At 64.8% G+C, this 26,603-nt stretch carries 19 protein-coding genes, 6 tRNA genes and 3 pseudogenes; 6 read left to right on the top strand and 22 right to left on the bottom strand.

Features of this window, described 5'->3' with window-relative positions:
- The first annotated feature begins 21 nt into the window (after positions 1–21).
- Positions 22–97: transfer RNA gene (locus FUT88_RS02035), tRNA-Asn, on the top strand.
- A 79-nt stretch (positions 98–176) separates the two neighbouring features.
- A tRNA-Leu gene (locus FUT88_RS02030) sits at positions 177–267 on the top strand.
- A 39-nt stretch (positions 268–306) separates the two neighbouring features.
- Here FUT88_RS02030 and FUT88_RS02025 read toward each other — a convergent pair.
- Positions 307–1,041, bottom strand: coding sequence for a DUF899 domain-containing protein (locus FUT88_RS02025; protein ID WP_147213597.1), 735 nt, complete (start codon positions 1,039–1,041; stop codon positions 307–309).
- Positions 1,042–1,187: 146 nt separating this feature from the next.
- Positions 1,188–2,291 carry a YeiH family protein gene (locus tag FUT88_RS02020; RefSeq protein ID WP_147213596.1) on the bottom strand — a complete coding sequence of 368 codons (1,104 nt, stop codon included), beginning with the start codon at positions 2,289–2,291 and terminating at the stop codon, positions 1,188–1,190.
- Positions 2,292–2,383: 92 nt separating this feature from the next.
- Between FUT88_RS02020 and FUT88_RS02015 the strand changes: the two genes are divergently transcribed.
- Together FUT88_RS02015 and FUT88_RS02010 are read left to right on the top strand one after the other, a co-directional pair.
- The gene (locus tag FUT88_RS02015) at positions 2,384–3,310 is read left to right on the top strand and encodes a LysR family transcriptional regulator (protein WP_147213595.1); all 927 of its coding nucleotides are present in this window, start codon (positions 2,384–2,386) and stop codon (positions 3,308–3,310) included.
- Positions 3,311–3,349: 39 nt separating this feature from the next.
- A tRNA-Lys gene (locus tag FUT88_RS02010) sits at positions 3,350–3,425 on the top strand.
- Positions 3,426–3,571: 146 nt separating this feature from the next.
- Here FUT88_RS02010 and FUT88_RS02005 read toward each other — a convergent pair.
- From FUT88_RS02005 to leuC, 3 genes and pseudogenes are all read right to left on the bottom strand, one after another.
- Entirely contained in the window at positions 3,572–4,894 is a 1,323-nt protein-coding gene (locus FUT88_RS02005; protein WP_147213594.1) for a 2-hydroxycarboxylate transporter family protein, read from the bottom strand.
- A gap of 98 nt (positions 4,895–4,992) precedes the next feature.
- Positions 4,993–5,655, bottom strand: a complete 663-nt coding sequence (leuD, locus tag FUT88_RS02000; RefSeq protein WP_147213593.1) for a 3-isopropylmalate dehydratase small subunit — start codon at positions 5,653–5,655, stop codon at positions 4,993–4,995.
- Positions 5,648–7,068: pseudogene (gene leuC, locus FUT88_RS01995) on the bottom strand (3-isopropylmalate dehydratase large subunit). The gene leuD and the pseudogene leuC overlap by 8 nt, the downstream one beginning before the upstream one ends.
- Before the next feature lie 136 nt (positions 7,069–7,204).
- On the opposite strand from leuC, the gene FUT88_RS01990 reads away from it, so the two are divergent.
- The gene (locus tag FUT88_RS01990) at positions 7,205–8,119 is read left to right on the top strand and encodes a LysR family transcriptional regulator (protein WP_147213592.1); all 915 of its coding nucleotides are present in this window, start codon (positions 7,205–7,207) and stop codon (positions 8,117–8,119) included.
- A 14-nt stretch (positions 8,120–8,133) separates the two neighbouring features.
- Here the strand turns inward: FUT88_RS01990 and FUT88_RS01985 are convergent, their stop codons facing one another.
- The 5 genes and pseudogenes from FUT88_RS01985 to gudD form a co-directional block, all read right to left on the bottom strand.
- Positions 8,134–9,069 carry an aldose 1-epimerase gene (locus FUT88_RS01985; protein WP_147213591.1) on the bottom strand — a complete coding sequence of 312 codons (936 nt, stop codon included), beginning with the start codon at positions 9,067–9,069 and terminating at the stop codon, positions 8,134–8,136.
- Complete coding sequence (locus tag FUT88_RS01980) at positions 9,069–10,277, bottom strand: porin (RefSeq protein WP_147213590.1); 1,209 nt, start codon at positions 10,275–10,277, stop codon at positions 9,069–9,071. The genes FUT88_RS01985 and FUT88_RS01980 overlap by 1 nt, the downstream gene beginning before the upstream one ends.
- Positions 10,278–10,370: 93 nt before the next feature.
- A pseudogene (locus FUT88_RS01975) lies at positions 10,371–12,781 on the bottom strand (TIM-barrel domain-containing protein).
- 10 nt (positions 12,782–12,791) lie between these two features.
- Positions 12,792–14,084 carry an MFS transporter gene (locus FUT88_RS01970; RefSeq protein ID WP_147213589.1) on the bottom strand — a complete coding sequence of 431 codons (1,293 nt, stop codon included), beginning with the start codon at positions 14,082–14,084 and terminating at the stop codon, positions 12,792–12,794.
- A gap of 94 nt (positions 14,085–14,178) precedes the next feature.
- Positions 14,179–15,549 (bottom strand): glucarate dehydratase, encoded by a 1,371-nt coding sequence (gene gudD, locus FUT88_RS01965; RefSeq protein WP_147213588.1) that lies wholly within the window; start codon positions 15,547–15,549, stop codon positions 14,179–14,181.
- An 87-nt stretch (positions 15,550–15,636) separates the two neighbouring features.
- On the opposite strand from gudD, the gene FUT88_RS01960 reads away from it, so the two are divergent.
- Complete coding sequence (locus FUT88_RS01960) at positions 15,637–16,392, top strand: FadR/GntR family transcriptional regulator (protein WP_147213587.1); 756 nt, start codon at positions 15,637–15,639, stop codon at positions 16,390–16,392.
- Positions 16,393–16,698: 306 nt separating this feature from the next.
- Here FUT88_RS01960 and FUT88_RS01955 read toward each other — a convergent pair whose 3' ends face one another.
- From FUT88_RS01955 to FUT88_RS01900, 12 genes and pseudogenes are all read right to left on the bottom strand, one after another.
- The gene (locus FUT88_RS01955; RefSeq protein WP_147213586.1) at positions 16,699–16,950 is read right to left on the bottom strand and encodes a GlsB/YeaQ/YmgE family stress response membrane protein; all 252 of its coding nucleotides are present in this window, start codon (positions 16,948–16,950) and stop codon (positions 16,699–16,701) included.
- Positions 16,951–16,976: 26 nt separating this feature from the next.
- Positions 16,977–17,684, bottom strand: a complete 708-nt coding sequence (locus FUT88_RS01950; RefSeq protein ID WP_147213585.1) for a response regulator transcription factor — start codon at positions 17,682–17,684, stop codon at positions 16,977–16,979.
- Positions 17,685–17,718: 34 nt separating this feature from the next.
- A complete protein-coding gene (locus FUT88_RS26055; RefSeq protein WP_186829214.1) occupies positions 17,719–17,919 on the bottom strand; it encodes a hypothetical protein in 201 nt (66 codons plus the stop codon).
- Between the two features lie 176 nt (positions 17,920–18,095).
- Positions 18,096–20,429 carry a CHASE2 domain-containing protein gene (locus FUT88_RS01940; protein ID WP_147213584.1) on the bottom strand — a complete coding sequence of 778 codons (2,334 nt, stop codon included), beginning with the start codon at positions 20,427–20,429 and terminating at the stop codon, positions 18,096–18,098.
- Positions 20,422–22,100, bottom strand: a pseudogene (locus FUT88_RS01935) (FecR domain-containing protein). Before FUT88_RS01935 ends, FUT88_RS01940 begins: the two are co-directional and overlap by 8 nt.
- Positions 22,084–22,797, bottom strand: a complete 714-nt coding sequence (locus FUT88_RS01930; RefSeq protein ID WP_147213583.1) for a response regulator transcription factor — start codon at positions 22,795–22,797, stop codon at positions 22,084–22,086. Before FUT88_RS01930 ends, FUT88_RS01935 begins: the two are co-directional and overlap by 17 nt.
- Before the next feature lie 393 nt (positions 22,798–23,190).
- On the bottom strand, positions 23,191–24,423 hold the full coding sequence (locus FUT88_RS01925; RefSeq protein WP_410003862.1) for an MFS transporter: 1,233 nt from the start codon (positions 24,421–24,423) through the stop codon (positions 23,191–23,193).
- 238 nt (positions 24,424–24,661) lie between these two features.
- Positions 24,662–24,735 (bottom strand) — tRNA-Cys (locus FUT88_RS01920).
- Between the two features lie 92 nt (positions 24,736–24,827).
- Positions 24,828–24,903, bottom strand: a tRNA-Gly gene (locus tag FUT88_RS01915).
- Between the two features lie 53 nt (positions 24,904–24,956).
- Positions 24,957–25,032: transfer RNA gene (locus tag FUT88_RS01910), tRNA-Gly, on the bottom strand.
- A gap of 136 nt (positions 25,033–25,168) precedes the next feature.
- On the bottom strand, positions 25,169–25,744 hold the full coding sequence (gene pgsA / locus FUT88_RS01905; protein WP_147213581.1) for a CDP-diacylglycerol--glycerol-3-phosphate 3-phosphatidyltransferase: 576 nt from the start codon (positions 25,742–25,744) through the stop codon (positions 25,169–25,171).
- Positions 25,745–25,811: 67 nt separating this feature from the next.
- Positions 25,812–26,603: helix-hairpin-helix domain-containing protein (locus tag FUT88_RS01900; protein ID WP_147213580.1), on the bottom strand; the 792-nt coding region annotated here is incomplete at its 5' end.

Genomic DNA, 26,603 nt, shown 5'->3' with positions numbered 1-26,603 from the left:
TTTCTTCGCTGCTACAGCGATTCCCCGATAGCTCAGTCGGTAGAGCGCCGGACTGTTAATCCGTAGGTCCCTGGTTCGAGCCCAGGTCGGGGAGCCAAAATAACAAAACGCCTCGCTTCGTGCGGGGCGTTTTCATTTGTGGCATCGGTGCGTGTATTGTCTGCATCGATCCCCATGCCCGGATGGTGAAATTGGTAGACACCGCGGACTTAAAATCCGCTGCGCCCTAATCGGCGCGTGCCGGTTCGATCCCGGCTCCGGGCACCAAACCCTCTCTCCGCTTCTTCCTTCTTCCGCTTGAGTGCCTTACGTCGCGCAGCAGCCGTGCGCTTTCGGTGCGTCTTCATATTCGTCATGACGGCGCACCCATGACATCGGGCCGGACTCGTTGCGGCCGAGCGGCGCGCGATCCAGCAGCAGCAGCGTGCCCACCATGTCTTCCAAGCCGCGCGCATACGTCGAGTACGTGTGGAAGACGTTGCCGGCCTCGTCCTTGTAGAACGCGCTCATCCCAGGCAGTTCGTCGTGGGCTTGTTCACGGGGCGTGGCCGTGTAGTTGTAGTCGACCGAGCCGCTGGCGAGTTCGTCTTGCGAGAAACTCACGCGATAGTCGTGGTTGAACGTCGTGCCGAACGGCGACACCCACGGGAATTGCCAGCCCATGCGCTTCTTGTACGCCGCGATTTTGTCCATCGGCGCGCGCGACACGGCGACGAATGTCACGTCATGGTGGTTCAGATGCGTGAGCATCCCGCTGACATGGTCGGAGAAGAAGGAGCATCCGGGGCAGCCCGCATCCCAGTCGGGGCCGAACATGAAGTGGTAGATCATCAACTGGCTGCGGCCGTCGAACAGCTCGCCCAGCGTCTTCCTGCCGTCCGGCGACTCGAACAGGTATTGCGTATCGACCTTGACCCACGGCAACGCCTGCCGCTCGGCGTTGACGGCGTCGCGCAAATGGATGACTTCTTTCTCGCGGGCCAGCAGCGCCCGGCGTTTGATGAGCCATTCATCTCTTGAGACTACGGGATGCGCTTGCATGGTCGCCCCTTTGTCGAAGACACAGGACTTCATACTAGGCGGCCGCGCACGAATGAAAAGCCGCGGCGCACAAGTCGGCAATCGGATGCGACTTGGACGCCATGGAGGCGAACTTGCCGCCCCCGCTCACCGCTTCGGACGCCCGATCAACCTACCAGCCAGCGCACGCCCACGTTGATGAGGGCGCCGCCGCACACCAGTCCGCCCCACAACACGGCAGCGCACAGCAGCGGACGCACACCGGACTTCAGCAGCATCGGCACATGCGTTTGCGTGCCGATGGCAAACATCGCGCAGGCCAGCATGGCGGTGTCGATGGCATCGATGGGGGCGTGCCATGCAGCGGGGATCGCACCGGCGGAATTCAGCAGCGTCACGATCAGCAGGCCCACCGCAAACCAGGGCATCGCCTTCCAGGCGTGGCCGGCGGCTTTGCGAAGCGCATTGCCCGCAGACGCCGAAGCTGAGGTGTGCCCTTCCGCAGGCGTCGTGCACGCCAGTACCACCAGCAACGGAGCCAGCGCCAGCACACGCACCATCTTGCTGACGACGGCTGCGTTGGTGGCGTCGTCGCCCAACGGACGCGCAGCGGCAATCACCTGCGCGACCTCGTGCATTGTCGAACCGATGTAGACGCCAAAATGCTTGGGCGTGATGGCCACGCCGGCATGCGCAACCAGCGCGTACAGCCACGGATACAGAAAGATGCCGATCGTGCCGAACAGCACCACGCTGGCAATCGCCACAGCCGTCTCGCGCGGCGACGCCTTCACCGCTGGGGCAACGGCCAGCACGGCCGCCGCTCCGCACACCGCACTGCCCGCCGCCACCAACACCGCCTGCGAACGCGTGAGGCGAAACCAGCGCGTGCCGATCCACGTACCGGCCAGCATCGTCGCGGCCAATACCACCAAGGGAATCACCACGCCTGACGTACCCAGATCCTGGATCTGCGCCAGCGTCAGCCGGGCGCCGTAGAGAATCACGCCCGCGCGCAGCAGCGTATGGCGAGCAAACTGGATCGCACCCGGCGTCAGCCAGCGCTGGTGCCCCGGCACATGGCCCACGGCCATGCCGAGCAGAATAGCGAGCGTCAGCGCGCTCAAGCCGAGATGCCCCGCCCACGGCATTGCACCAAGCGCCACCGCCGCCCCCGCAAACCCGAACAACACCGCCACGCTGGCGAGCGTCCGCCCATCGAAGCCCGCTGCCATGCCCTGGGGCGCCAGCTGTTTCTGTGCAATCGTCATCACATCTGCCTTGCTTATTCGTTATGCGCATAACGATATGCAGTCCGTGATAACATGTAAAACAGGTAATTTTTGTAATTTCAACCAGTTTTATGGATAACAAAGCGCCTCGCGTGACCTTGCGGCAGTGGGCCGTGTTCGCCGCCATCGCGCAGAGTGAGACGACCACCGCTGCCGGGGAAGCGCTTGGCCTGTCGCAATCAGCCATTAGCGCAGCGCTGGCCGAACTGGAATCCACGCTCGGGCATCCGCTGTTTGACCGGCATGCGCGGCGCCTGCACCTGAATGCGCTGGGCCGGCAGCTTCTGCCGCAAGCGCAAGCGCTGCTCGATCACGCCGATGCGCTCGAACACGCGACCGCCCAGCCGAACGTGCGCCTGAAGCTCGCGGCCAGCAGCACGATCGGCAACTATGTGCTGCCCGCCCTGCTCGCCGGCTTCCGGCATGAGATCGCGCCCGACAGCCAGCTCGACGTGCTGATCGGCAATACGCACGACGTGGTCGACGCCGTGCAGCGTTTCGAGGTTGACATCGGCCTGATCGAAGGCACGTGCCGCGGAGAGGCGTTGGAAATCGAAACATGGATCGACGACGAGATGGTGATCGTGGCGGCGCCGGGGCACCCGCTCGCCCAAGGGACGGAGCCGGCCTCGCACGCAGCGCTGCGCGAAGCCGGCTGGCTGATGCGCGAACCCGGTTCCGGCACGCGCGAACTGGTCGACAGCCGCATCGCTTCGGTGGTCGGCCCGCTGCATGTGGCGCTCGAACTCGGGCACTCCGAAGCCATCCAGCGCACGGTGGCTGCCGGCTACGGCATTAGCTGCCTGTCGCGCCACGTGGTGGCCGACGCGTTGCGTGACGGCCGCCTGGTCGAGGTGAACAGCGGCCTGCCGCGCATCGCCCGGCCGCTGCTGATCGTGCGCCATCGGGACAAGCATCCGACGCACGGGCTCACGCAATTCATCGACGTGCTACGCAGTCACAGCGCCGATTCGAAAAAAATTCGCGCAAAGGACTAGCGCGATCCAAAAAAGGTTGATATAGTCTCGTTTCTTCGCGGGGCGTTAGCTCAGTTGGTAGAGCAGCGGACTCTTAATCCGTAGGTCGAGTGTTCGAGTCACTCACGCCCCACCAGAATATGGAAGGCCCGACAGACAACTGTCGGGCCTTTTTCATTTGCGCAATTTGCGATGCGCTCTGGCCTCGGTGCTCGGAAAACAAAACGGCCGACGCTCTGCGCGCCGGCCGCTTGTTGTGCAGACTTACCGTCGCCCGGTTGCTCAGTGCAACAGCTTTAGCAAGATCGTCGCGGCCACCACCATCGCAGCCCCGCCAATGCGCGTCGAGATCTGCGCGAACGGCATCAGCCCCATGCGATTCGACGCCGACAGAATCGCCACATCGCCCGTGCCGCCCAGCCCGCTGTGGCACGCCGTCACGATGCCCGACTCCACCGGATACATCCCCAGCCATTTGCCGACGAAGAAGCCTGACGCCACCAGCGCCAGCACCGTCGCCGCGCAGATCGCGAAATAGCCGGGCGTGAACGCGGCCAGCAGCTCTTTCCACGAGACGAACAACGCGCCAAGGCCGACGAGGATCGCGAACGTCAGATTGGTCGAGACGAACTTGTACATCTGGTAAGCGCCCAGTTCCATGCTCTGCGGCAGCACCTTCGACACCTTCAGCAGCGCGGCACTGACGATCATGAGAATCGGGCCGGGAATGCCGGTGAAGCGCGACAGCAGCGCGCCGAAGATGAAGAACGCGCAGCTGATCAGCAAGCCGGCGCCCATCAGGCCCAGATTGAGCGGCGCGTCGGTGCGATCGTTGGCCAGCAGATCGGCATCGTTGCCGGATTTGACGAGATCGCCATGGCCGGTCAGGTGCGGGCGCTTCTCACCCAGCGATTTCAGCACGCCGCTCGACAAGATGGCGACAACGTTACCGAGCAGCGCCGCCGGTACCAGCATCGCAATCAGCTCCGCCTGCGGCCGGCCGAGAATCTCGGAATACCCGATCGACAGCGGCAAGATGCCTTCGCCAATGCCGCCCCCGACGATCGGGATGACGATGAAGAAGAACGTGTGCTTGGGGTCGTAGCCGAAGAACAGCCCGACCGTTACGCCCGCCACGATGGCCGCCGCCGTGCCGATCAAGAGCGGAATGAACATCCGCATGAAGCCCTGCACCAGCACGCGATGGCTCATCCCCAGGATGCTGCCCGCCACCAGGCACGCGATGTACAGATATTGCAGGTTGGCCGTCTTCATCGTCGTCGTGAGCGCCTTCAACATCTCGGGGTCGATCACCTTGTAGCCGACCAGCGCCGACGGCACAAATAGACAAAGAATGGCCGCGCCCCCAATGTGCTTGAACACCGGCAGCCGCGCACCGATTTCGCCCAGCAGAAAGCCGAGCAGCATCAGCACGGCCAAACCACCGATCATGTCGTCGGGCAGCTTCTTGTTGAGCGCCGCGAGCAGCGTGATGGCGGCAATCGTGGCGTATACGGGAAGAGGCAGCGGCCCGATCCTGTAGCCGCTGAGCGTGCGCCAAAGGCCCGCGCGCGCGTCTTCCTGCGCCCGAATGGATGCTTCCATGATGTCTCCTGATCAGCCGCGCGGCGCGCCTCGTCTTCACGCGAGGTGGACTAGCGCCGGCGTCGCTGTGTGGGGTTGCGAAAACGTGTTGGGAAAATTCAGAGGCTGCCGCTCGGCGCCATGGCAGCCAGACGTGCGCGAGTGGTGGCCGCGATGTCGCGCAGCCACGGGCGCGTCTTCCAATGCGCCTGCTGGAAGGCGTCGATGTCGCTCCAGCGTGCGAGCGTCGCGCCGATCATGTCGAGCCCGTGCAGGAACATGTGGCGGTGGCGTTCGGACAGCGTGAACGACACCTCCACGCTATGGCTGCGCACGGTCATCGATCCAACGTCGATGGCGATGTGGCTCGTGGCCGCGTCCGACACGTCGGCCAGGATGCGTTCCACCGTCGCCTCGTCGAGCATCACGAGCAGCAGGCGGTTGTTCATGGCGTTGCTGAAGAAGATCTCGCCAAAGCTGGGCGCGATCACGGCGCGGATGCCGAATTGCTGCAGCCCCCACACCGCGTGCTCGCGACTGGAACCACACCCGAAGTTGCTGCCGCCCACGAGGATGGACGTGCCCTGATACGCCGGCTGGTTGAGCACGCAATCGCTGCGCAACTGGTGATCGGCGTCGTAGCGCAGGTCGTAGAGCAGGCCCTTGTCGAGTCCCGATTTGTCGATGCCGCGCAGGAACTGCTTGGGCATGATCTGGTCGGTGTCGAGGTTGGGCGTGGGCAGCGGCGCGGCCGTGCCTTCGATGCGTTTGGTGTCAGACATGGGCAGCCTCCGCTTGCGCCGGTTGCGATTGCAGTTGGCGGACGTCGGTGATGCGACCGGTAATGGCAGCGGCCGCGGCCATGGCCGGGCTCATCAGATGCGTGATGCCGCCCCGCCCCTGACGCCCTTCAAAGTTGCGATTCGTGGTCGAGGCGCAGCGCTCACCGGGGGCGAGAACGTCGTCGTTCATGGCAAGGCACATCGAGCAGCCCGGCTGGCGCCATTCAAAGCCGCTGGCGATGAGGATGTCGGCAATGCCCTCCTGCTCCGCCTGCACACGCACGGCGCCGGAACCCGGCACGACCATGGCGCGCACGCCCTGCGCCACCTGGCGGCCCTTGACGAGGCTGGCCACGGCGCGCAGGTCTTCAATCCGGGCGTTCGTGCACGAGCCGATGAACACGCGCTGCACAGGCACACCCTCGATGGCGGCGCGGCCTGCAGGCCCGTATAGCGCAATGCCCGGGCCGACGCGTCCTCGGCGGCTTCGGGGTGCGGAATCTTGCCGGTGATGGGAATCGCCTGATCAGGGCTGGTGCCCCATGTCACGTACGGGGCAACGTCGCGCGCGTCAAAGGCGTGCTCGACGTCGAAATGCGCATCCGCGTCGCTGAACAACTGGCGCCAATCCGCCAGCGCGGCGCTTACATGGGTATGCGCCACGTCGCGCGCATGTTCGAGCACGTAGCGTGTGGCCTTGGCATCGGGCGCGATCAGTGCGCCGCGCGCGCCGGCTTCGACAGCCATGTTGCAGAGGGTCATGCGCGCCTCCATCGAAAGCGCGGCAATGGCACTGCCCGTGAACTCGACTACATAGCCGCGTGCACCCTGCGCGCCGATGCGGCTGATGATGTGCAGGATCAGGTCTTTTGCCGTGGTGCCGACGGGCAGTTCGCCTTCTACACGGATACGCATGTCCTGCGCCAGCCGGTAGACCAGCGTCTGTGTGGCCAGCACATGCTCGACCTCCGACGTGCCGATGCCAAAGCCGAGCGCACCGAACGCGCCGTAGGTCGTTGTGTGGCTGTCTCCGCAAAGCACCACCATGCCCGGGCGGATCATGCCCAACTCGGGCGCAATCACATGCTCGATGCCCTGCAGCGCATCGTTGGTGTCGAACAGGACGACGCCGTGTTCGCGGCAGTTCTTTGCCAAGTTGGACGCCTGCAGTGCCGACGCCGGGTCCTGAATGACCCGCACGCGCACCGGGTGCGTGGGGATGATGTGGTCCACCACGGCCATGTGCTGGCCCGGCACGGCCACCGTGCGGCCCGCTTCCGCCAAGCCGGCGAAGGCCTGCGGGCTGGTGTACTCGTTCATGATGTGCAGGTCTGCGTAGAGCAGCACGTTCTGCGCATCGAGCTGGGCAACGGTGTGCGATTCGACCAGCTTCTGATACAGCGTCTTCGCCATGCTTCCTCCCATTCGCGTGGCCGGCCCACCCGCCTGACTGAAGGCGACCCGGGCCACTGGCGAGACGAAGTGTAGACATGCAAAACGGTTTTATAATTGGCGCGAAAATTTATCTATTCTTCATTTCATCTGAATAATGGATCGCGTATCGGATCTGGAATTTTTCACGCAGCTCGTCAAGCAAGGCTCGCTGGCGGCGCTCGCACGCGAACTTGGCGTGACGCCGCCGGCCATCACCGCGCGCCTGGCGCAGCTGGAAAAGCGGCTCGGCGTGCGGTTACTGAACCGCACCACCCGGCGGCTGAGCGTCACGCACGAAGGTGAAATCTATCTGGCGACCGGCGCACGCCTGCTCGAAGAGCTGCAGGAGCTGGAGCAGGTGGTCTCCAGCAGCCGGGGCACGCCCAAGGGTCTGCTGCGCATCAACGCCACGTTCGGCTTTGGGCGGCGGCATGTGGCGCCCGCCATTGTGGAATTCGCGCGGCGGTATCCGGAGGTGGAAGTGCAGCTCGAACTGACCGACCGCTCCGTCAACCTGACCGACAAGGCGTTCGACATCGGCATCTGGTTCGGCACGGTGCCGGATTCACGCATGGTCGCGCGCAAGATCGTGAGCAACAAACGCGTGCTGTGCGCCTCGCCCGATTACCTGAAGCGTGCCGGCATGCCGCAGGTGCCGCGCGATCTGCAGTCACATCAGTGCATCGTGCTGCGCGAGAGCGACGCGGCTTACGGCACGTGGTACCTCACGCGCGGCACTCGACAGGAAACCATCAAGGTGCGCGGCGTGCTCAGCACGAACGACGGCGAAACCGGCGTGCTCTGGGCGCTGGCCGGTTACGGCATCCTGATGCGATCGGAATGGGACATCCACGAGCACGTGCGCGCCGGCCGGCTCGTGCCGGTGCTGACGGACTGGGCGCTGCCCGTGGCGGACATCTTTGCGGTGTATCCGGAGCGCGCCAACCTGTCGGCCAAGGTCACCGCGTTTATCGATTTCCTGACGGACTGGTTCGGCAAGGAAGCCGCGTGGGCGGACGCACGCCGGTAGCGCGCCGAGGCATTTCAGGCCGTTGTTTCGATGCGCACTTGCATGCGCATGTGCAACGTCTCGCCGGGTGCCAGAGCGCGCAGGCCGGTGCCTTTCCACCCCCGCGCCGCCAGATTGATCGCATCGGCCACGTGTGAAATGGGCTCCAGGCAGAAATACGGCTGCCCGTGCGGCGCGTGGAGGATGAAGTGGTCGAGCGGATCATCGGCGCTCAGCGTGAGCACGCCGCCCGCGCGGGACACCACGGCGCGTCGCTGCCATTCGCTGTAGTAGACGCTGAGCGCCGCATCGGGCAACGCGCGCGCCTGGTGGAAATCTTCCCGCGCCGTGACCGGCTCGCGGCGGACGGCGACCTCGCCCGCATCGGTCGGCCACGTCGTCGCAGCATCGAACTGCAAGCGCGTATCGGCCGCGCGTGCGAAATATGGATGGAAGCCGCCGCCGGCCGGCATGCTGCTGTCGCCATCGTTGCGCAGCGTCATGACGGCATCCAGCCCGGATTCAGTCAGCACCAGCGTTTGCGTGGCGGTGAACGGCCAGGGCCAGTTGTCTGCCTCTGGCACATAGCGCAAGCCGAGTTCGATCGACGACGCTGTCACCTGCTCGACCGTCCAGGCACGCGCATGCGCCAGTCCGTGCATGGCATGTGCCTGGCCGGGATGCGGCGCGAGACGGATCGCGCGGCCGCCCCATTCAAAGCGCCCATCGCGGATGCGGTTGGAGAACGGCAGCAGCGGATAGCAACCGGCCTTGGGCCATGCCAGCCCGTCGAAACCGTCGCGCAGGGACTCCGCCGACATCGGCGCCAGCCAGTCGACACGCTGGCCGCCTTCGCCGGCCGACGCCAGCGAAGCAATGCGGCCACCGGCTGCCGGCGCGACGATCATCGTCAACGCGCCGGCCTGCAGCGTGTGCACTGGCCCGGGCGCAAGCCAGGTCTGGTTATGCATCAGAACGAATGCCGAATGCCGACCATGCCCACAAACTGGCTGCGTCCATTCGACGGCGTACCGTTCTGCGAGTCGCCCACCGACGCCACCGCATCCACGATGGAGGTGCTCGTCCCTGAAGCGCGCAGCGTCTGGCCATTGGCGCGCTGATACGCCTGGATCGCATAGAACGCGGTGCGCTTGGACAGCGAATACAGCTGCTCCATCGAGAACTGGTTGTACTTGGCCGGCGAGCTGATGCCGTTGCGCGCCTTCTCGGCCGTATAGCTGTAGCCGAACGCGAGCCGCAATGCCGGCGTCAGATCGTAGGTGGCAATCGCGCCCACCGTATTGAACGTGGCCGATTGCGTGAACAGCGACAGCGCGCCCGGCTTGTACTGAACATTCGAATAGTTCAGGCCGACCATCAGCTTGCCGAACGTGTAGCGCGCGGCCGTGGCAATGAGCTGAGCAGAGTCGGCCGTGGCATAGCCGGCGTTGACCGGCGAGTTGTTGGCGAACGTCCCGACGTTGCTGAAGTTGCCGGCCGTCGTGCCGCTCGACACGTTCTTCAGGCGCGTATAGCCGACGCCCCACGAGAAGGCCTGGTAGTCATAGCGCAGCGCGGTGCTCACGCTGCTGCCGTTCGAAACGCTGCCGGCTTGCTCGCCAAAGCCGTATTGCACGCCAGCCTGCAGACCGCCCCACACCGGCGTGCTGTAGGTGATGGAATTGTTGAAGCGCAGCGTGGTGTCCAACGCGTCCACGTCGCCCGGGTGTGCGCCGGTGGCACCCGTCAGCACGTTGGTCGGCCCCAGCGATGCGACGTACTGGAAGTACGGCGTGTACGCACGACCCAGCGTGACCTGGCCATAGTTCGTGTTGCTCAGGCCGACGTAGGCCTGACGGTTGAAGATGACCCCGGCTTGGGCTTGTTGCCCCGTGTCGGCGTTGAAGCCGCTCTCCAGCCGGAACAGCGCCGTGTTGCCACCGCCCAGATCTTCCGTGCCGTACAGGCCGAACTTGCTGGCCAGCAAGGCGCCCGAATTGATGTAGACGTTGGAATGCCCGCCCTGGTTGCTCGAATACGCAAAGGCGTTATCGACCACGCCATACAGCGTGACTGACGTTTGCGCTGCGGCATGCATCGACACGCCCGCGCAGAGCAGCGCTGCCGAGGCGTAGACCGGGCGGATCGAAAGGGAACGTTTGGCTCGTGTGGTTTTCATCGTTGTTATCTCGGAAATCTCCTGCACCAAGGGAACACTGCGCATCACCGTGTCTCTGCGGACCCGATCGTAATGCGCAGCGAGAATGCGGCACTAGGCCGGCAATTGCAACGTCAGGCGGCGCCAGCCACCCACGACAACGGTTTCGAGCACGCGGGCATGCGGCGTCTGCACCGGCCGCGCATCGCCGGCGGGCAGGTAAATCTCCACCGTGTCGTCCAGCGTCGGCATCTTGCCTTCGCGCGATACGTGCAGCGTGATGGCTTGCGCATCCGACACCGCACGCACGCTCCAGCGGCCCTGCTCGCCGTTGCGCCACGCTTCGGTTTCGCCATCGTCTTCAACACTGCCTCCAGCGGCCTCCCCAACGCCCCGCACGGGCACGACAAGGAAGCCGCGTTGATCGGCGCGCTGGTCGAAATGCTGCTCCGCCACGTTCAGCGCGATCACGCCGCCTTCGCGAATCAGCATGACGGGTTGGTCCCACGGCGAAGGCAGCGTGACGGTCTGTCCGCCTTCGAACGCCTCGCCGCTCCAGTACGAGACCCATCGCGCGCGGCCGGCAGATAGACGGTGCGCTCGGTCTGCCCTTCGTCCACCGTCGGCGCCACCAGCAGCGACGAGCCGATCATCATGTCGTCGCACTCGGCGTAGCACCGGCGGTCGTGCGGGAACTCGGCAAACGTGGGGCGCAGCACCGGCTCGTAGGCCTGCGTGGACTGCCACAGCAGTTCGTACAGATACGGAATCAGCCGATAGCGGAGCTTGATCAGCGAGGCAATCTGTGAGGTGACCTGCGGATACATCCACGGCTCGTTGACGGTCTTGTCGTCGTTCCACGAGTGGATGGAGAAGCGTGGCAGGAACACGCCAAAGGCCACCCAGCGCACCAGCAGTTCAGGAGACGGCGCCGGGCCGGCAAACCCGCCGATGTCGTGCCCGATGTTCGAGACGCCGGAGAGCGCCAACCCCAAGCCCATCTTCAGGTTGTAGCGCAGCGTTTCCCATGAGGTGTAGTTGTCGCCGGACCATGTCTGCACATAGCGCTGCATGCCGACACCGCCCGAGCGCGACACCAGGAACGGCCGACGCTGCGGTGCAAATTCGAGCTGCGCTTCGCGCGAGGCGCGCATCATCAGCATGGTGTGCAGCACCTTGGCTTCGCGGATGGGCGCTTTCTTGCCGAACCCGTGAGCGAAAGCGTCGGGCGTCCAGACTTCGAACTCGTTGTTGTCGTTCCAGGTCGACGCCATGCCGTATTCGAGCAGCGCGCTCTTGACATTGGCCTTCCACCAGTCGAGCGTTTTCGGGTTGGTGAAGTCGAGATACGCGCCGACCTCATCCCAGAATTGCACCCAGGCCGGCTCGCCGTTTGCGTCGCAAATCAGCAGGCCAGCTTCTCTCGCTTCTTCAAACTTCGGGTGATCGCGCAGCAGGCACGGCTTGATGTTCGGGCACAGGCGAATGCCCGCGTCCAGATAGCTCTGGACGAAGCCGCGCGCATCCGGGAATTTGTCGGTGTTCCAGTTGAAGACGTAGCGCTTCGGCCCAATCGACGTATAGCCCGACGACAGATGGAACGAATCGCACAGGATGTCGTGCTCACGGCATCCCTTGATGAACTCGGCCATCTGTTCCTGCGCGTTGGGCGCGTCGGTGTACGTCATGGTCGAGCCGGAATAACCGAGGCCCCATTTCGGCATCCACGCGGGGCGGCCGGTCATCCACGTAAAGCGGCGCGTGGCGTCGAGCGGCGTGTCGGGCGAGGCGATGAAGTAGTAGTCGAGATCGCCGTGCGGCGCGACAAAGTAGCGGTAGAGGCCGTGGTAGTTATCCAGCTCGCGGCCCATGTCGAAGCTGCAATCGGACAGCGTGTCGTAGAACAGCCCGAAGCCGGTGCGGTTTTCCGGTTGCCACGTCACGTAGAACGGGATGTGCTTGTACAGCGGATCGGTCGTGCGCGCGCTGTAGCCCATCGCGTCGATGTTGCGCATCTCATAACGCTGGTGCGCACGGTTCATGTCGCCGGCGCGCTCGCCCAGGCCGAAGTACATCTCGCCCGGTTCGCGGCGCACGTAGTGGTAGACCTGCTCGTCCCAATAGCCGAAGTTGTAGGCCTGCGTGGGGCGATCGTTCAGCACGGTCTGCCACCCGCCCGCGCCGCGGATCTGCCATGTGCAGAAGCCACCTGCCAGGGCGACGCTCAGGCGAATCTTGCTGGTTTCCACGCGCAGCGTGTCGGCATCGGTGTGCAACGCAAACGCAGGCAACGAGAAGCCGCTCAGGTCGCGGCGGTCACGCCCTTCGAGCGGCGTGTCGTCGCTGCCGGGGGCGATCGACCACGTGGCCGGGCCGCGAAGGTCGCCCTGCGGCAGCACGAGCACGCGGATGATGTCTTCTTCCAGCACGAAGAGTTCAATCGCGGCGCCGGCGCTGCTGGCCAGCCGCAGCCGGCTGCCTTCATGCGCCTGCACTTCGAATCGGGGGGGGTTCAACATCGACATCGGTTTCAACCTAATTTGAAGCAGAGAGTTTCATTTCGCGGGCGGCACGTTCTTCATGCGACTGGCCGCGAATCAGCACAATCAGCAACGCCGCGCCAATCAGATCGAATGCGCCGAGCAGGCCGAACAGCGGACCATAACCGACCTTGTCAGCCAGCGCGCCCACCAACAGCGAGAAGCCCAGGCCGCCGATCCACGCCGCCATGCCGGCAAAGCCGCTGGCGGTACCGACCTCTTCCGGATCGAATACATCCGCAGACAGCGTGTTGACGAGGCCGGAGATCATCTGGTGCGCAAAGCCGCCCACGCAGAACAACGCAATCGCCGTGTAGGGAGACGCCACGAGCCCGACGCACGCCGGACCGATCATCATGAACGCACCCAGCACGACGCCGCACACACGCGACCACACCAGCGGAATGCGGAAACGCTTGATCAGGAACGGCGACAGGTAACCACCCACCAGGCCGCCCAGGTCCGCCGCCAGGAACGGCAGCCACGCGAACATGGCGATCGCTTTCAGATCGAGATGGCGTTCGTTCACGAAGTACAGCGGAATCCAGAAGCTGAACGTCTGCCAGGCCGGCTCGGCGAAGAAGCGCGCCAGCGCAATCGCCCAGAAACGGCGGGACGTCACGACATCCTTGACCGGGCGCTTGCCGCGCTCGGCGCTCACCGGGCGGAGCTGTCCGCCGATGATCTTTTCGCGCTCGGCGTCGGACAGCGCGGCGTGGTCTTTCGGCGAACGGTAAAACGCGAACCACAGCGCGGCCCACAGGAAGCCGATGGCGCCGGTCACCACAAACGCCGACTGCCAGCCGTAACGCAGATGCAGGAAGACCACCAGCGGCGGCGCCAACATCGCACCCAGCGAAGTGCCCGAATTGAACCAGCCGACGGCGACGGATTTTTCCTTGTCCGGGAACCATTCAGCCACGGCCTTCATGCCGGACGGAATGGCAGCGGCTTCCGTCAGCCCCATCAAGGCGCGAAACCCCGCCAGCGACAGCCAGCCGGTGGCGCCCGCGTGCAGCACGCCGGCAAACGACCACAACACACCAAACAGCGCAAAGCCGATCCGCAAGCCGACCAGATCCACGATAAAGCCGCAGACCGGCTGCATGATCGTGTAGCCGACCTGGAAGGCCGCCACCACGTAGGAATATTGCTGGGTGCTCATCCCCAGCTCGTTCTTGAGGGTGGGCGCCAGCACACCCAGCGAGTTACGCGCCAGATAGTTGACGATCGTGCCCAGGCACACCAGCACGATGATCCACCAGCGCAAGCCCTTGATGGTCTTCACGGTGTTGTCTCCGATATTTTTTTATTGGTTACCGATCTACGAGGCGGCGTGCCACGACGTGCGCCGCCTCGGGTTCCGCCGTAGCGGTCAGCGGTCAACGCACCATGCAGGGGCGCTTGTTGTCGAACTGCCAGTTGGGAATCAGTTGGCGCATGGCGATCGCGTCGTCGCGTGCGCCCAGGCCGTGCTGCTTGTACAGGGCGTGGGCCTTCTCCAGTTGCTCCATGTCGACCGTGACGCCCAGGCCCGGGGCGGTCGGAACGGCAATCTCGCCGCCGACGATCTGGAACGGCTCGCGCGTCAGGCGCTGTCCGTCTTGCCAGATCCAGTGCGTGTCGATGGCGGTGATGTTGCCCGGCGCGGCCGCGGCCACGTGCGTGAACATCGCCAGCGAAATATCGAAGTGATTGTTGGAGTGCGAACCCCAGGTCAGGCCCCAGTCGTCGCACATCTGCGCCACACGCACCGAGCCCTGCATCGTCCAGAAATGCGGATCGGCCAGCGGAATGTCGACCGAGTGCAGCTGAATGGCGTGACCCATCTGGCGCCAGTCCGTGGCGATCATGTTGGTGGCCGTGGGCAGGCCCGTGGCACGGCGGAATTCGGCCATCACCTCGCGGCCCGAGTAACCGCCCTCTGCGCCGCACGGGTCTTCGGCGTAGGCCAGCACGTCGTGCTTGTCGCGGCACAGGCGAATGGCCTCCGCCAGCGACCACGCGCCGTTCGGGTCCAGCGTGACGCGCGCCTCGGGAAACGCTTCGGCCAGTGCCGTCGTGACGACCATTTCGTCATCGCCACTCAGCACGCCGCCCTTGAGCTTGAAATCCTTGAAGCCGTAGCGCGCATGGGCCGCCTGGGCGAGGCGCACGACCGCCTCCGGCGTGAGCGCTTCTTCGTGGCGCACTCGGGTCCAGTCGTCGGTGGCGTCGCTGCCGTCGGCGTAGTCCAGGTCGGTGCGTGTGCGATCGCCCACGAAGAACAGGTAGCCGAGCACGGGCACCTTGGCGCGCTGTTGCCCCTGCCCCAGCAGCGCCGCCACGGGCACGCCGAGATGCTGGCCGAGCAAGTCGAGCAGCGCGCTTTCCAGCGCCGTCACCGCATGCACGGTGGTGCGCAGGTCAAAGGTCTGCAACCCACGGCCGCCCGCGTCGCGATCGGCAAATTGGCGTCGCACGCTGTTGAGCACGTTGTTGTACGCACCGATCGGTTGTCCGACAACCAGCGGCGTCGCGTCTTCGATGGTCTTGCGGATGGATTCGCCGCCCGGCACTTCGCCCACGCCGGTATGCCCTTCCGAGTCCTCCAGGAGGACGATATTGCGGGTGAAGAACGGGCCGTGTGCGCCGCTGAGATTCAGCAACATGCTGTCGCGGCCCGCCACGGGAATGACCTGGAGGCGGGTCACGCGCGGTGTGTGAACGGGAGTCTCGGTGGCTTGGTGATTCATTGTCATCACGTATGTCATCAGTCGTCGTACAACATGGAAGGCGACTATAATGGACACATTCCTACCGAACCACCCCTGGTAAACCCGCACCCCCTCGGAGACCGCATGCCCATTGCCAGTTCGCCCGCAACGCACGTGCGCCGCACCCAAAGCCTGGCGGACGTGGTGGTGGACCACATCAAAGGGCGCATCGCCAACGAATCGCTGCGCATCGGCGACAAGCTGCCGACGGAATCCGCGTTGATGGAAGCGCTGGGCGTAAGCCGCACGGTGGTACGCGAAGCCATCTCGCGCCTGCAAGCCAAGGGGATGATCGAAACGCGCCACGGCATCGGCAGCTTTGTCCTGCCGCCGCGCGCAGACAACAGCATCCCGCTGGGCGATGCCTCAACGATGCACGACATCCTCAGCATGCTGGAATTGCGCGTCGCCATTGAAACGGAGTGCGCGGGGCTGGCCGCACAGCGCATTTCTCCGGCCGAGATCGACGCCCTGCGCATGGCTCTTGAAGCCATCGAGCAGGACCAGGCGGACGGCAACGACAGTGCCACCTCCGACCTGCAATTTCACCTCAGCATCGCGCGTGCGACCGGCAATGAGCACTTCGTCGGCGCCCTCGCCCAGCTCGGCAAGACGCTGATCCCTCGCACGCGGATGGGGTTGGCGCAGGTCGGTTACCTGAACGCTCCGGAGTTGCGTGCCACGGTCAACCGCGAGCACCACAGCGTCTTTGAAGCCATCGCCCGCAAAGACCCTGAAGCCGCGCGGGCCGCGATGCGCATGCACCTGTCCAACAGCCGCGAACGCCTGCGTCGTGCGCATGAAGCAGCCAGCGCGCAAACCCCGGCACAGGTGGGCTGAGTCATTCGCTCCACGGCACAGTTGTACGACGTCCCACCACTGTACCTTGGATCGTCCCATTCGCCGCCGGGGCGCTGTTGATAAACATTTGCATTCCCTCGCTCTCGGCCACGTAACCTGAGCTTGCACCGACCCCTCGTGGGTGCGCTCCGGTCGCGGAAGAGAGAGCCGCGGCCTTCTTGGCCCTGATGCTGCTGTCCCGAGTATCAGGGCGTTTCTTTTGGCAGCGATCGCTGATCGCGCCCTTCCGCTCCAAAACAAAAGAGCCCCGACTCGCGGGGCTTTTTTGCTTTGAAACGACGGTATTCAGCGATCGCGTGCCATCAGGTGATAGCCGGCCAGCAGGATGACGGCTCCCGCCAGCGAACCGACAAACCCAGCCGACTGGCCCGGCTCATACCAGCGCATCAACTGGCCCAGAAATGCGGCCGTCAGCGCGCCGGCAATGCCGACCATGATCGTGAGGAGGAAACCTCCCACGCCCCGCCCTGGCGTTGTCCAGCGGGCGACAAGCCCCGCCAGAAAACCGATGGGGATGGTGATACCGAGCAGTTGCATGGCGTGGCTCCGCAAATCGAGAGTGTTCAGTGCGTCGCTGCCGCATCCATCACGCGTTCCAGGCAGAAGCCCTGCCCGTAGATGGCGCGCAGGCGCAGGCCGTTCTCCGTGCCGAGCAGAAGCTTTTTGCGCAAGCGCGAGACATGCGTATCGAGCGTGCGTGAATATGGGCTCAGCTCGCGCCCCCATAGCGCGAGCTCGATGTCGGCGCGCGAGAGTACGCGCCCCGCATTCGCGAACAACAGCAGCGCCAGCTCAAACTCACGCGCATGCACCGACACCAAAGCATCGTGCAGGCGAATGGAACGATTCTGCCGATCGAGCGTGTACGGCCCCAGGCGAATCTCCGACGCACGCACGGCCCGGCTCACGGCAAAGCGGCGTATCAACGCGTCGAGCCGCGCCAGCAATTCTGGCGGACGGATATCGCCTTGGAAGCACAGATCTGCGCCGTGATTGAGCGCCTCTGCGGTTTCGGTATCGGCCTGGCCGTCGGCGAGGTAGACGATCGCCATACCGGGGCCTGCGCGCTCACGCACCGTGCGCACCAGCGATAGCCCGGGCATGTCGTGCGCATGCGCGCCGACCATCAGCAGATTGATACCGTGCAGCTCGATGGCTTCAAAAACCTGGCGGGAGAGAAACAGCGGCACACATTCAAAGCGCGTGGGCTGCAGCGCGGAGTGGATCGCCTGCTGACGGGCGAGATGCGTGTCGATCAGACCGATTTTCATGGCTCGGTTTCGTGGTTGACTGCGTGCGGCGCGGTCAAGCGGTGGTGCAACGAAGGTGTTGTGCATTGCCGTCGTCGCGGCCACCGCCGCGCCGCATGGATACGTGCCGACCAGCCAGCCAGAAGCGTTCGTCCTGCGACGGGCTCCCGTCACCTCGCAGGGCTTGATGCAGTTGCGCGCGAACGCGTTCGTAATCGCATTCGTTCAAAACGTCGGTTGCAGTCTGGCTCAACATGCGTGGCGCCTCGGGCGTGTCTGTGCTCGGTTTTCCAAGGTGCCGCCGTCTCTCGACCGGTGTGTCACCGGTGCATGCTGTGCGGGTCGGCCAATGAACTGTAGGGCCGCCGCAGTGCCGAATTGCAAATGATTGAAAAGGACATGTGGCAAAGGCCACAGGAGGCCGCGATGGCCTCAGGCGTCGTGGCGATGCGCCGCGCGCGGCAGCCACAGCGTGAAGGTGGAACCCAGCCCGGGTGCGCTCTGCACCGCAATCCGGCCGCCGTGCCGGTCGACCACCGTCTTGACGAAGACAAGACCCAGTCCACTGCCGGACGGCGCATTGGCCGCGCCCTCATGCAAGCGGTGGAATGGCTGGAACAACCGCGGCTGGTCCTCCAGTGCAATGCCGGCGCCGTGGTCAGCCACGGCCACCGAGAACATCGCCTCGTCCTGTTCCACGGACACCGTCACCATGGAGCCCGCCGCGCTGAACTTGATGGCGTTGTTGAGCAGATTCACCAGCGCGCGCACCAGCAAGCGTGGCTCGCCCCGCACCGCCGCTTCGATGTCGGCCACCACGCGCACTTCTACCTGGTGACGATTCGCAAGCGGCCAGACTTCATCGGCGGCATCGAGCACGAGGCCGACCAGATCCACGTCCACCAGCTTGAGTGTTTGCGATTCGGCACGCGCCAGATCGATGAAGGCATCGGCCAGTTCCAGCGTGCGCGACGACAGCTGCGCGATGCGCGCGAGCAGCGCTTCGCGATCCAACGCGCGCGACGCATCGCGCTGCAACTCGATCAGCGCGAGGATGGCGCTCTGCGGAGACCGCATGTCGTGCGAGATGAACTGCAGCGCTTCTTCGCGATGGCGCTCGGCCTGGCGCACCGGCGTGATGTCGGCAAAGCTGACGATGATGTCGACCGGGCGGCCGGCTTCGTCGCGTAACGCGGCGGCGTGCATCAACATCGAGCGACCATCGTGCGTTTTCAACTCGACAGGTTCGAGTCCGGTGGGATTGGCCAGCCAGCGTGCCCAGTAGTGCTCTCCGGGCGCGGGGTCGGGGAACGCGCGCGCCAGCAGCGTCGGCAGGTCGCGCAGCGCGGCCGCGCGGTTCTGGCCGGGCGTCTGCGACTGGCGGGCCAAGTCGGCGCTGCGGCCATTCGCCAGGCGAATCGTGCCATCGTGCGTGCAGACGACGGTGGCATCGGGCAGGCTCTCCAGCGCATCCGCCAGAAAGCGGCGCAGCGCGCGCAGCTTGTCGGTGAGCGAGGCGACGGCGTCCATGTGCGCACCCAGGGTGCGGCCGGTGCGGGCGAGCGGCGCGGCATCCGCCAGCAGACCGGGCTCGCGCGCCAGACGCTGCATCTCGTCGCGCAGAAAACGCAACGCGGCTTCCTGTTGGCGCCAGCTCCACAGCGGATACAACACCAGCGGGCCGACCAACGCGGCAAACGGCGGCAACCAGCGATTGCCGAACACCAGCACGCCGATTGCGCTCAACACCAATACGGCAGTGCTCGCCACCGCCACGGCAAGCGCCATGCGCGGCGTAAGCCAACGCACCGCAAACGCCGTCGTCAGCAAGGGAAGCAGCGTCATCGCCCAGAACACGCCCGGGGGCACCGGCAGGATGGCGCTGCCGTCGAGTACCGTCTGCGTGGCATTGGCCAGCACCTCCACGCCGCTCATCGTGCGCGACGGGGGCGTCGCAAAAATATCGGACACGCCCGATGCCGTCGCCCCGATCAGCACCAGCTTGCCGGCAAGCGCATCGGGCGCCACGCGGCCGTTGAGCACATCCACCGCCGGCACATGCCGATACGTACCGGCCGGCCCTGAAAAATTCAGGCGGATATTCGCCCGGCGCGTCCAGCCGCCAGCGTCGGTCTCCACATCAGACGGCGCCGGTGTGGATGGTGGGGGGCGCAGCGCCTGCCGCGCAAGCTGCACGGCAAGATGGTCAAGGACATGCGCACGCGGTCCCTCCCCCAGGTACATGCCGCGCACAACGCTGTCCGCATCGGGGGCGGCATTGATATGTGCGACGGACGCGTTGATACCGAGGAACGGATAGTGATACACGCGCCCCTGTTCGGTGCGCTCCGGCAACGCCGGCAGGATAACGTGTCCGGCCTGCTCGATGGCGGCGGCCAAGGCGCGGTCACCTTCGGGCTGCGCAAGGTCGGGCTCGATCAGCAGAATATCGATGCCGATGGCGCGCGGCTGTGCCCGTCCAACGCGGGCAATCAGGTCGGCCAGCCGGCTGCGCGGCCACGGCCAGCGCCCAACCGCGTCAAGACTTTGGTCATCAATGGCAACGATGACGATATCGTCCCGCGGCGCATGCCCATGCAGCGTAACGACGGTGTCGTACAGCGCCGCATCGAGCCGCGCGACGACGCTCCAGCGCACCGCGCCCAAGGTCAGCAGCGCAGCCAGCGCCACCAGCACGACCCACTCCACCAACGCGCGCCGCCCAAGGCTGCGCACGGCTGATCTGGCGGGCACGGGATCAGTCATTGAGAAGGAGACTGCCGCCGCCGCTCTGCACGGGGCTACGGACGGAATCGCCGACAAACGTGCCGACGTCAATGCGCTGCGGCTTGGCGTAGACCACCGATGCTGCATCGCCCAGGTCGACGCCGGTGCGGATGTAATACACGCCGGACGGCGGCCGGGGAATGGTGGCCTCGTTGCCGTCGCTCACGATGTCGGCGATGGGCTTGGCGAAGCTTGTGTCGCTTGCCAGCTGCACCCGCGTGCGAGCGCCCGATGCCGCCAGTTCGGGCGACAACGCCGGCCAGTGGGCGTGCAGCTTGCCATCATTGCCGCCTTCCACGGCGGCGTCGGCACGGCATCCGGCGGGATGTCCAGCACGCGAAAACGGAGCGCATCGCTCCACGGGCCGGTTTTGCCGTCCGCAGCCACCGAGCGCACGCGCCACCACCATGTGCCGGCCGTCAACGGCTTGGTCAGATGCACGTCGACGCCATGCTGCTGAACGGTGGGCGTGGCGAACGACTCAGCGTCTGCGACTTCCATGTCGTAGCTGGCAGCGTCGGACACAACAGCCCAGGCGAATGCCACGTCGCCGCTGCGATAGGTCCGGCCGCCGGCGGGCTGAATGGTGTATGGCGCCTCCGGGTGCAGGCGCACCGTGAACGGCCGCGTGGCCGATTCGCTTGTCAGCCCGAGCGCGTCGATGCTTTGGACGACGAGCGTGTAGTCGCCGTCCTCATCCCCGCAGAGTGTTGCCGCAGGCGTTTTGCTCGATTGATAAGCGCTGAGTTCGGTCAAGGCGGCATCCCGCGCCACGGCAGCGCGATACCCGACAGCGCCCTTGACGGGCTGCCACGTCGCGCGCAGGCACGGCGTCTGCACAAGCTCCGGAATGGCATCGAGCCTCGGCGCCGGTGGCAGCGCCGCACGCTTGAGGTGCCCCGCCGATGCCTGCACGCCAAAGCCGGCCTTGACCGCCTGCTTCTGTCGACCGGCACTCGTCGCCACCTCGCCTTCGAGCACGGAACTCGTCGATACGGCGTCGCTCGCCTGCACGCGGAAACGCGTACCGCGCACGCCCGTCACCAGCGCAGGCGTCGATATCTCGTACCGGCCCACGCCGCTCTTCCTGGGCGAGACGTTCGATTCCGCTTCGCCCTGCTTCACGTGGACGCGCACATCGATCAGGCCGGCACGCGCAAACGCTCGTACACGCGACAGCGCCACGTGGCTGCCCGGCGGCACCGTCACGCGCGTGCCGTCATCAAAAGCCAGCGTCACGGCACCTTTGTCGCCGGTGTCGATTTGCGCTTCTTCTGCGAGCTTCGTACCGGCTTGCAATGGCTTGCCGCCGATGGTTGCGTCGCGGGCAAACACGACCTGCGCCGTCGCCGGGACGACCGGAATGCGATCGAACGGAATGCGCAGCAGCGAACCGGGCTTCAGCCGGTACGGATCGGCTACGTGGTTGCGCTGCTGCAGCAGACGCCAGCCCTCGACGCTGTCCATGTAACGTTCGGCGAGGTTGATCAGCGTGTCGCCCTGCTGCACGCGATAGACGAAATCGGTGCCGTCCGCGCCTGAAGGCTGCGCCATCGCAGCCTGCCACACGCCGCCAAAAAGAACGAACGCGCCGACAAACGCGGCGCGCCCAATCAAACCACCCCAGATTGCGTCAGGTTGCTTCACCATCTTCCTGCGTGGTTTCGAGCCGATAGCCATGCGAATACACCGAGACCAGCCGCACGCCATTCTTCTGATTGAGATCGAGCTTGAGCCGCAGCTTGGAGATATGCGTGGCCAGCGTGCGCGAATCCGGGCCAATGCTGCGCCCCCAGACCGCCTGCTCGATCAGCTCGCGCGGCACCAGCTTGCCGACATTACGGAACAGGTACAGCGCAAGATCAAACTCGCGCGGCGACAGCTCGACCTGCGAGCCGTTCAACGTCAGCACACGCCCGACCGGGTCCACCGCATACGGGCCGACACGAATGCGTTCGAGCGATTCGCTCGTGCGCGGCGCCGCACGACGCAGCAGCGCACCGACGCGCGCCACCAGCTCGGCACGGCGCACGGGCTTGACGACGTAATCGTCGGCGCCGGCCGCCAGACCGCGCACGACGTCGTCTTCGAGCGAACGATTGGTCAGAAACAGCACCGGCAGCGCCGGGCCGACTGTCTGCCGCACCCAGCTCACAAGCTGGATGCCGCTGATATCGGGCAACTGCCAGTCGAGCAGCAGCAGGTCGAACGTGCGATCCCGCAGCGCCTTGACGAAGGCATCCCCGTTATTGAAGCTCTCGCATTCGTATCCGGACGAAATCAGGATCTCGCGAATCAAATCCGATTGCGCCTGGTTGTCTTCGACCGAGGCAATTCGTATCGCCATCTGGATTGCCCTTTCCCCGTTTCGGGTCCGGCATCGCTATGCAAAATGCCGGCTCACTCCGTGCGTCGATGTGGTTGGAGTCCCGGGCTGGCGCATCGCAGTTCGATCCGCCAGCCCGCACCGGCGCGGCAGCCGCGTCCCGTGCAAGACCGTTTACCTACGCCCAACCGGCAGGTGTCGCACGCCGGCTTGAGCCCGACTCATCCTAAAAGGCCGCCCCTTTGATATTGCAAACAATTGTGAAAAGCTAATCGCAGAGCCGGGTTTTGTGGCGTTCTATCATTTTTTGTCACGCCATTACAAGGTGTGAGTTCTCAGCAAGTATAGGAGCGGGCCCGCGCGCGGTGAGTCTTCCGGGTATACGCTGCCTCGGATTTGCTGGCGAGCCTCGCGCTAGCGCCCTTTGCCGCGCATCCAAGCCGCGGTCGCCGCCCAGAACATCAGCGCCGCCACGCTGAGAGCCGCTCCCAGAAGACACACCCCTGACCACCCTGCCGACGCATACACCTGCGTCGAAAGCATCGCCCCCAATCCGCTGCCCGCCGCATAGAACAGCATGTAGGCGCCGACCAGCCGGCTGTGCGCCTCCGGCCGCAAGCGAAAGACCAGACTCTGGTTGAGCACGTGCACCGCTTGCCCACCCAGGTCCAACAGAACCACGCCGACGATGAGCCCTGCCAGATGCTGCGAACCCAAACCGAGCGGTAGCCAGGCGACCAGTAGCAAACCCAACGCGACGCCAGTGGCCGCTTGTGCCCAACCTCGATCCGCCAGGTGCCCCGCTCGCGCAGCCGCCAGCGCGCCGATCACGCCAACCAAACCGAATGCACCAATGCCTGCGGGGGAGAACCCATAGGGCGGCGCACTCAAAGCCAGCGCCATCGCGCTCCAGAAGACGTTGAACGCCGCGAACATCAGCAAACCGATCAGGCCGCGTATCTGCAATACGCGTTCGGTCACCAGGAGCTGCCACATCGAGCGCAGCAGCGCTACGTATTTCGTGGGCGAAAGTCCACTCGGCGGCGCCGGCAACGCGCGCCAGAGCATGCACAGCATCGCCGCCGAGAAGCCCGCTGACACCATATAGACCGCCCGCCAGCCAGCAACGTCCGCAATCCAGCCCGCAACGGCGCGAGCCAGCAAAAGACCGATCACGACTCCACCCTGTACCGCCCCAACGACGCGCCCGCGTTCCGCCGGCGGCGCCAGTGCGGCGGCGCAGGCGATCAGTCCTTGCGTCATTGCTGTGCCCAGCAAGCCGATCGCGAGCATGCCGATGAGCAACGACCAGCGCGCCTGCGCCAGACCTACCGCGAGCAGCGCCAGCGTCAGCAAGACCAGCTGCACCAGCAGCACGGGCTTACGCGGCCAACGATCCCCCAGCGGAACGACCAACGCCAGAGCGAGCGCGCAACCGCCTTGTGTCGCACCGATGATGCCGCCCGCCCATGCGTCGCTGAGCGCAAAGTCACGGGCCAATGCTCCGAGCAACGGCTGGGCGAAATAAACGTTGGAAACACTGGCCGCTGCGCAGAATGCCAGCATGGCGACCCATGCATGTGGCAACCCGGGAGAGGAAATGGCGCACTCGTTAGACGAACCGTCGACAACGCAATCACGGGACATCCTTCACCTCATTCGGTTTCAAAATAGAACCGCTTGAGTCTAGTCAGCCCAGTTTTCTCATGCAACCACTTGGTTGGAGCGGGATTGAGCTCGGATGCCGTCAGCACTCTGTGCCAACGCAGCGCCGACGCATTGTTCGAACAGGAGAGCGTCAAGGCAGGAGATGCCCAGACCCGAGCCAGTGCATTGCGACGATGCAAAAGAAAAGCCCCGAACCAGTCGGGGCTTTTTCGCATTCTGGAGGCGGAGGCCGGAATCGAACCGGCGTACACGGCTTTGCAGGCCGCTGCATAACCACTTTGCTACCCCGCCAGGGGCTCAGCACCGCATTGTAGCAATTCGTGAAGAACCGCGTGTTTGCCGTGCCGATAAAGAAAAAGGGAAGCAAGGCTTCCCTTCGGGATTGGAGCGGGAAACGAGGCTCGAACTCGCGACCTCAACCTTGGCAAGGTTGCGCTCTACCAACTGAGCTATTCCCGCGTAACCGGTTATGCCGCTGCGCCATCACATCAACACAGCCACATATTTAAAACTGGAGCGGGAAACGAGGCTCGAACTCGCGACCTCAACCTTGGCAAGGTTGCGCTCTACCAACTGAGCTATTCCCGCATTTTTGGCTACCAGCACTGCCGTACAACCTTTGTGCTGCCAGACCGTTTGCGTCACATCACTGCAACGCGAGAACGAGATTATGGCAAAGAAGAATCGTCCTCGTCAACACTTTTGCGCAAGAGTTTTTACAGGCTCATTTTGCGCGCTCACGAATCTGCGGCCACGCGAGCTTCATGTAGTACGCCATCGACCACAGCGTGAGCACCGCCGCCACGTAGATCAGCCATGTCCCCCACATCTGCGCGTCGATCACGTCGAACAGGCGGCCCTCGAACAGCAGCAACGGAATGGCGATCATCTGGAAGGTCGTCTTCAACTTGCCGAGGAAGTTGACGGCCACGCTCTTCGACGCGCCAATCTGCGCCATCCATTCACGCAGGGCAGAGATGGTGATCTCGCGGCCGATGATGATGAGCGCGATGACGTCGGACACGCGCCCCAACGACAGCAGCACCAGCAGCGCAGCGGCCACCATCAGCTTGTCGGCGACCGGATCGAGGAAGGCGCCAAACGCGGACGTCTGGTTCCAGCGGCGCGCAAGAAAGCCGTCGAACCAATCGGTGAGGCTTGCAACGATGAAGAACACCGCGGCCGTCAGGTTCTTGGCGGGTAGCGCCATCCAGGTGTCCGGCACGTAGAACACGCCCACCACCAGCGGGATCATGGCCACACGCAGCCAGGTCAGGAGGATCGGGAAGTTGAAAGGCATGGCAAGTCGAGAGGACAACCGCCGCGCAAGCTCCAACCTACGCGGCAAGATGGGGCATTGTCGCCGATCAATGCAGCTGACGGTAGATTTCTTCGGCCAGGGTCTGCGAGATGCCTTCGACCGTGGCCAGTTCGTCGACGCTCGCGGCCATCACGCCACGCAGGCCGCCGAAGCGCGCCAGCAACCGCTGCCGACGCTTGGCGCCGATGCCTTCGATCTCCTCCAGCCGCGACGTGTTGCGCGCCTTGGCCCGCTTGGCGCGCATGCCGGTGATGGCAAAGCGGTGCGCTTCATCGCGAATCTGCGCAACGAGCATCAACGCAGCGCTGCCTTGTCCCAACTCCAATGACGGACGGCCATCGGCAAAGATCAGCGTTTCGAGGCCGACCTTGCGCCCCTCCCCCTTTGCCACGCCGACGAGCAATCCAATATCCAGCCCCAGCTCTTCAAAGACCTGGCGCGCAACTTCCACCTGCCCCTTGCCGCCGTCGATCAGCACGATGCTCGGCATGTTCGGCGCGTCTTCGCCGGCCTGTTCGACGATCTTCTGGTAGCGGCGCGTGAGGACTTGCCGCATGGCCGCGTAGTCGTCGCCGGGGGTGATGTCCTGGATGTTGTAGCGGCGGTATTCGCTGTTTTGCATGGCGTGGCTGTGAAAGACCACGCACGAGGCTTGCGTGGCCTCGCCGGCGGTGTGGCTGATGTCGAAGCACTCGACGCGCAGCGCGGCAAGGTCTTCCAGGTCGATGCCGATGGTCTCGGCCAGTGCGCGCGTGCGGGCCTGCTGGCTGCCCTGCTCGGAAAGCTGGCGCATCAGCGACAGCTCGGCGCCCTTCTCCGCCATCTCCAGCCAGGCGCG

Origin of the sequence: Ralstonia sp. TCR112, assembly GCF_007997035.1 — a bacterium.
Lineage (GTDB): Bacteria > Pseudomonadota > Gammaproteobacteria > Burkholderiales > Burkholderiaceae > Ralstonia > Ralstonia edaphi.
This window is presented reverse-complemented; position numbering and strand designations above follow the sequence as displayed.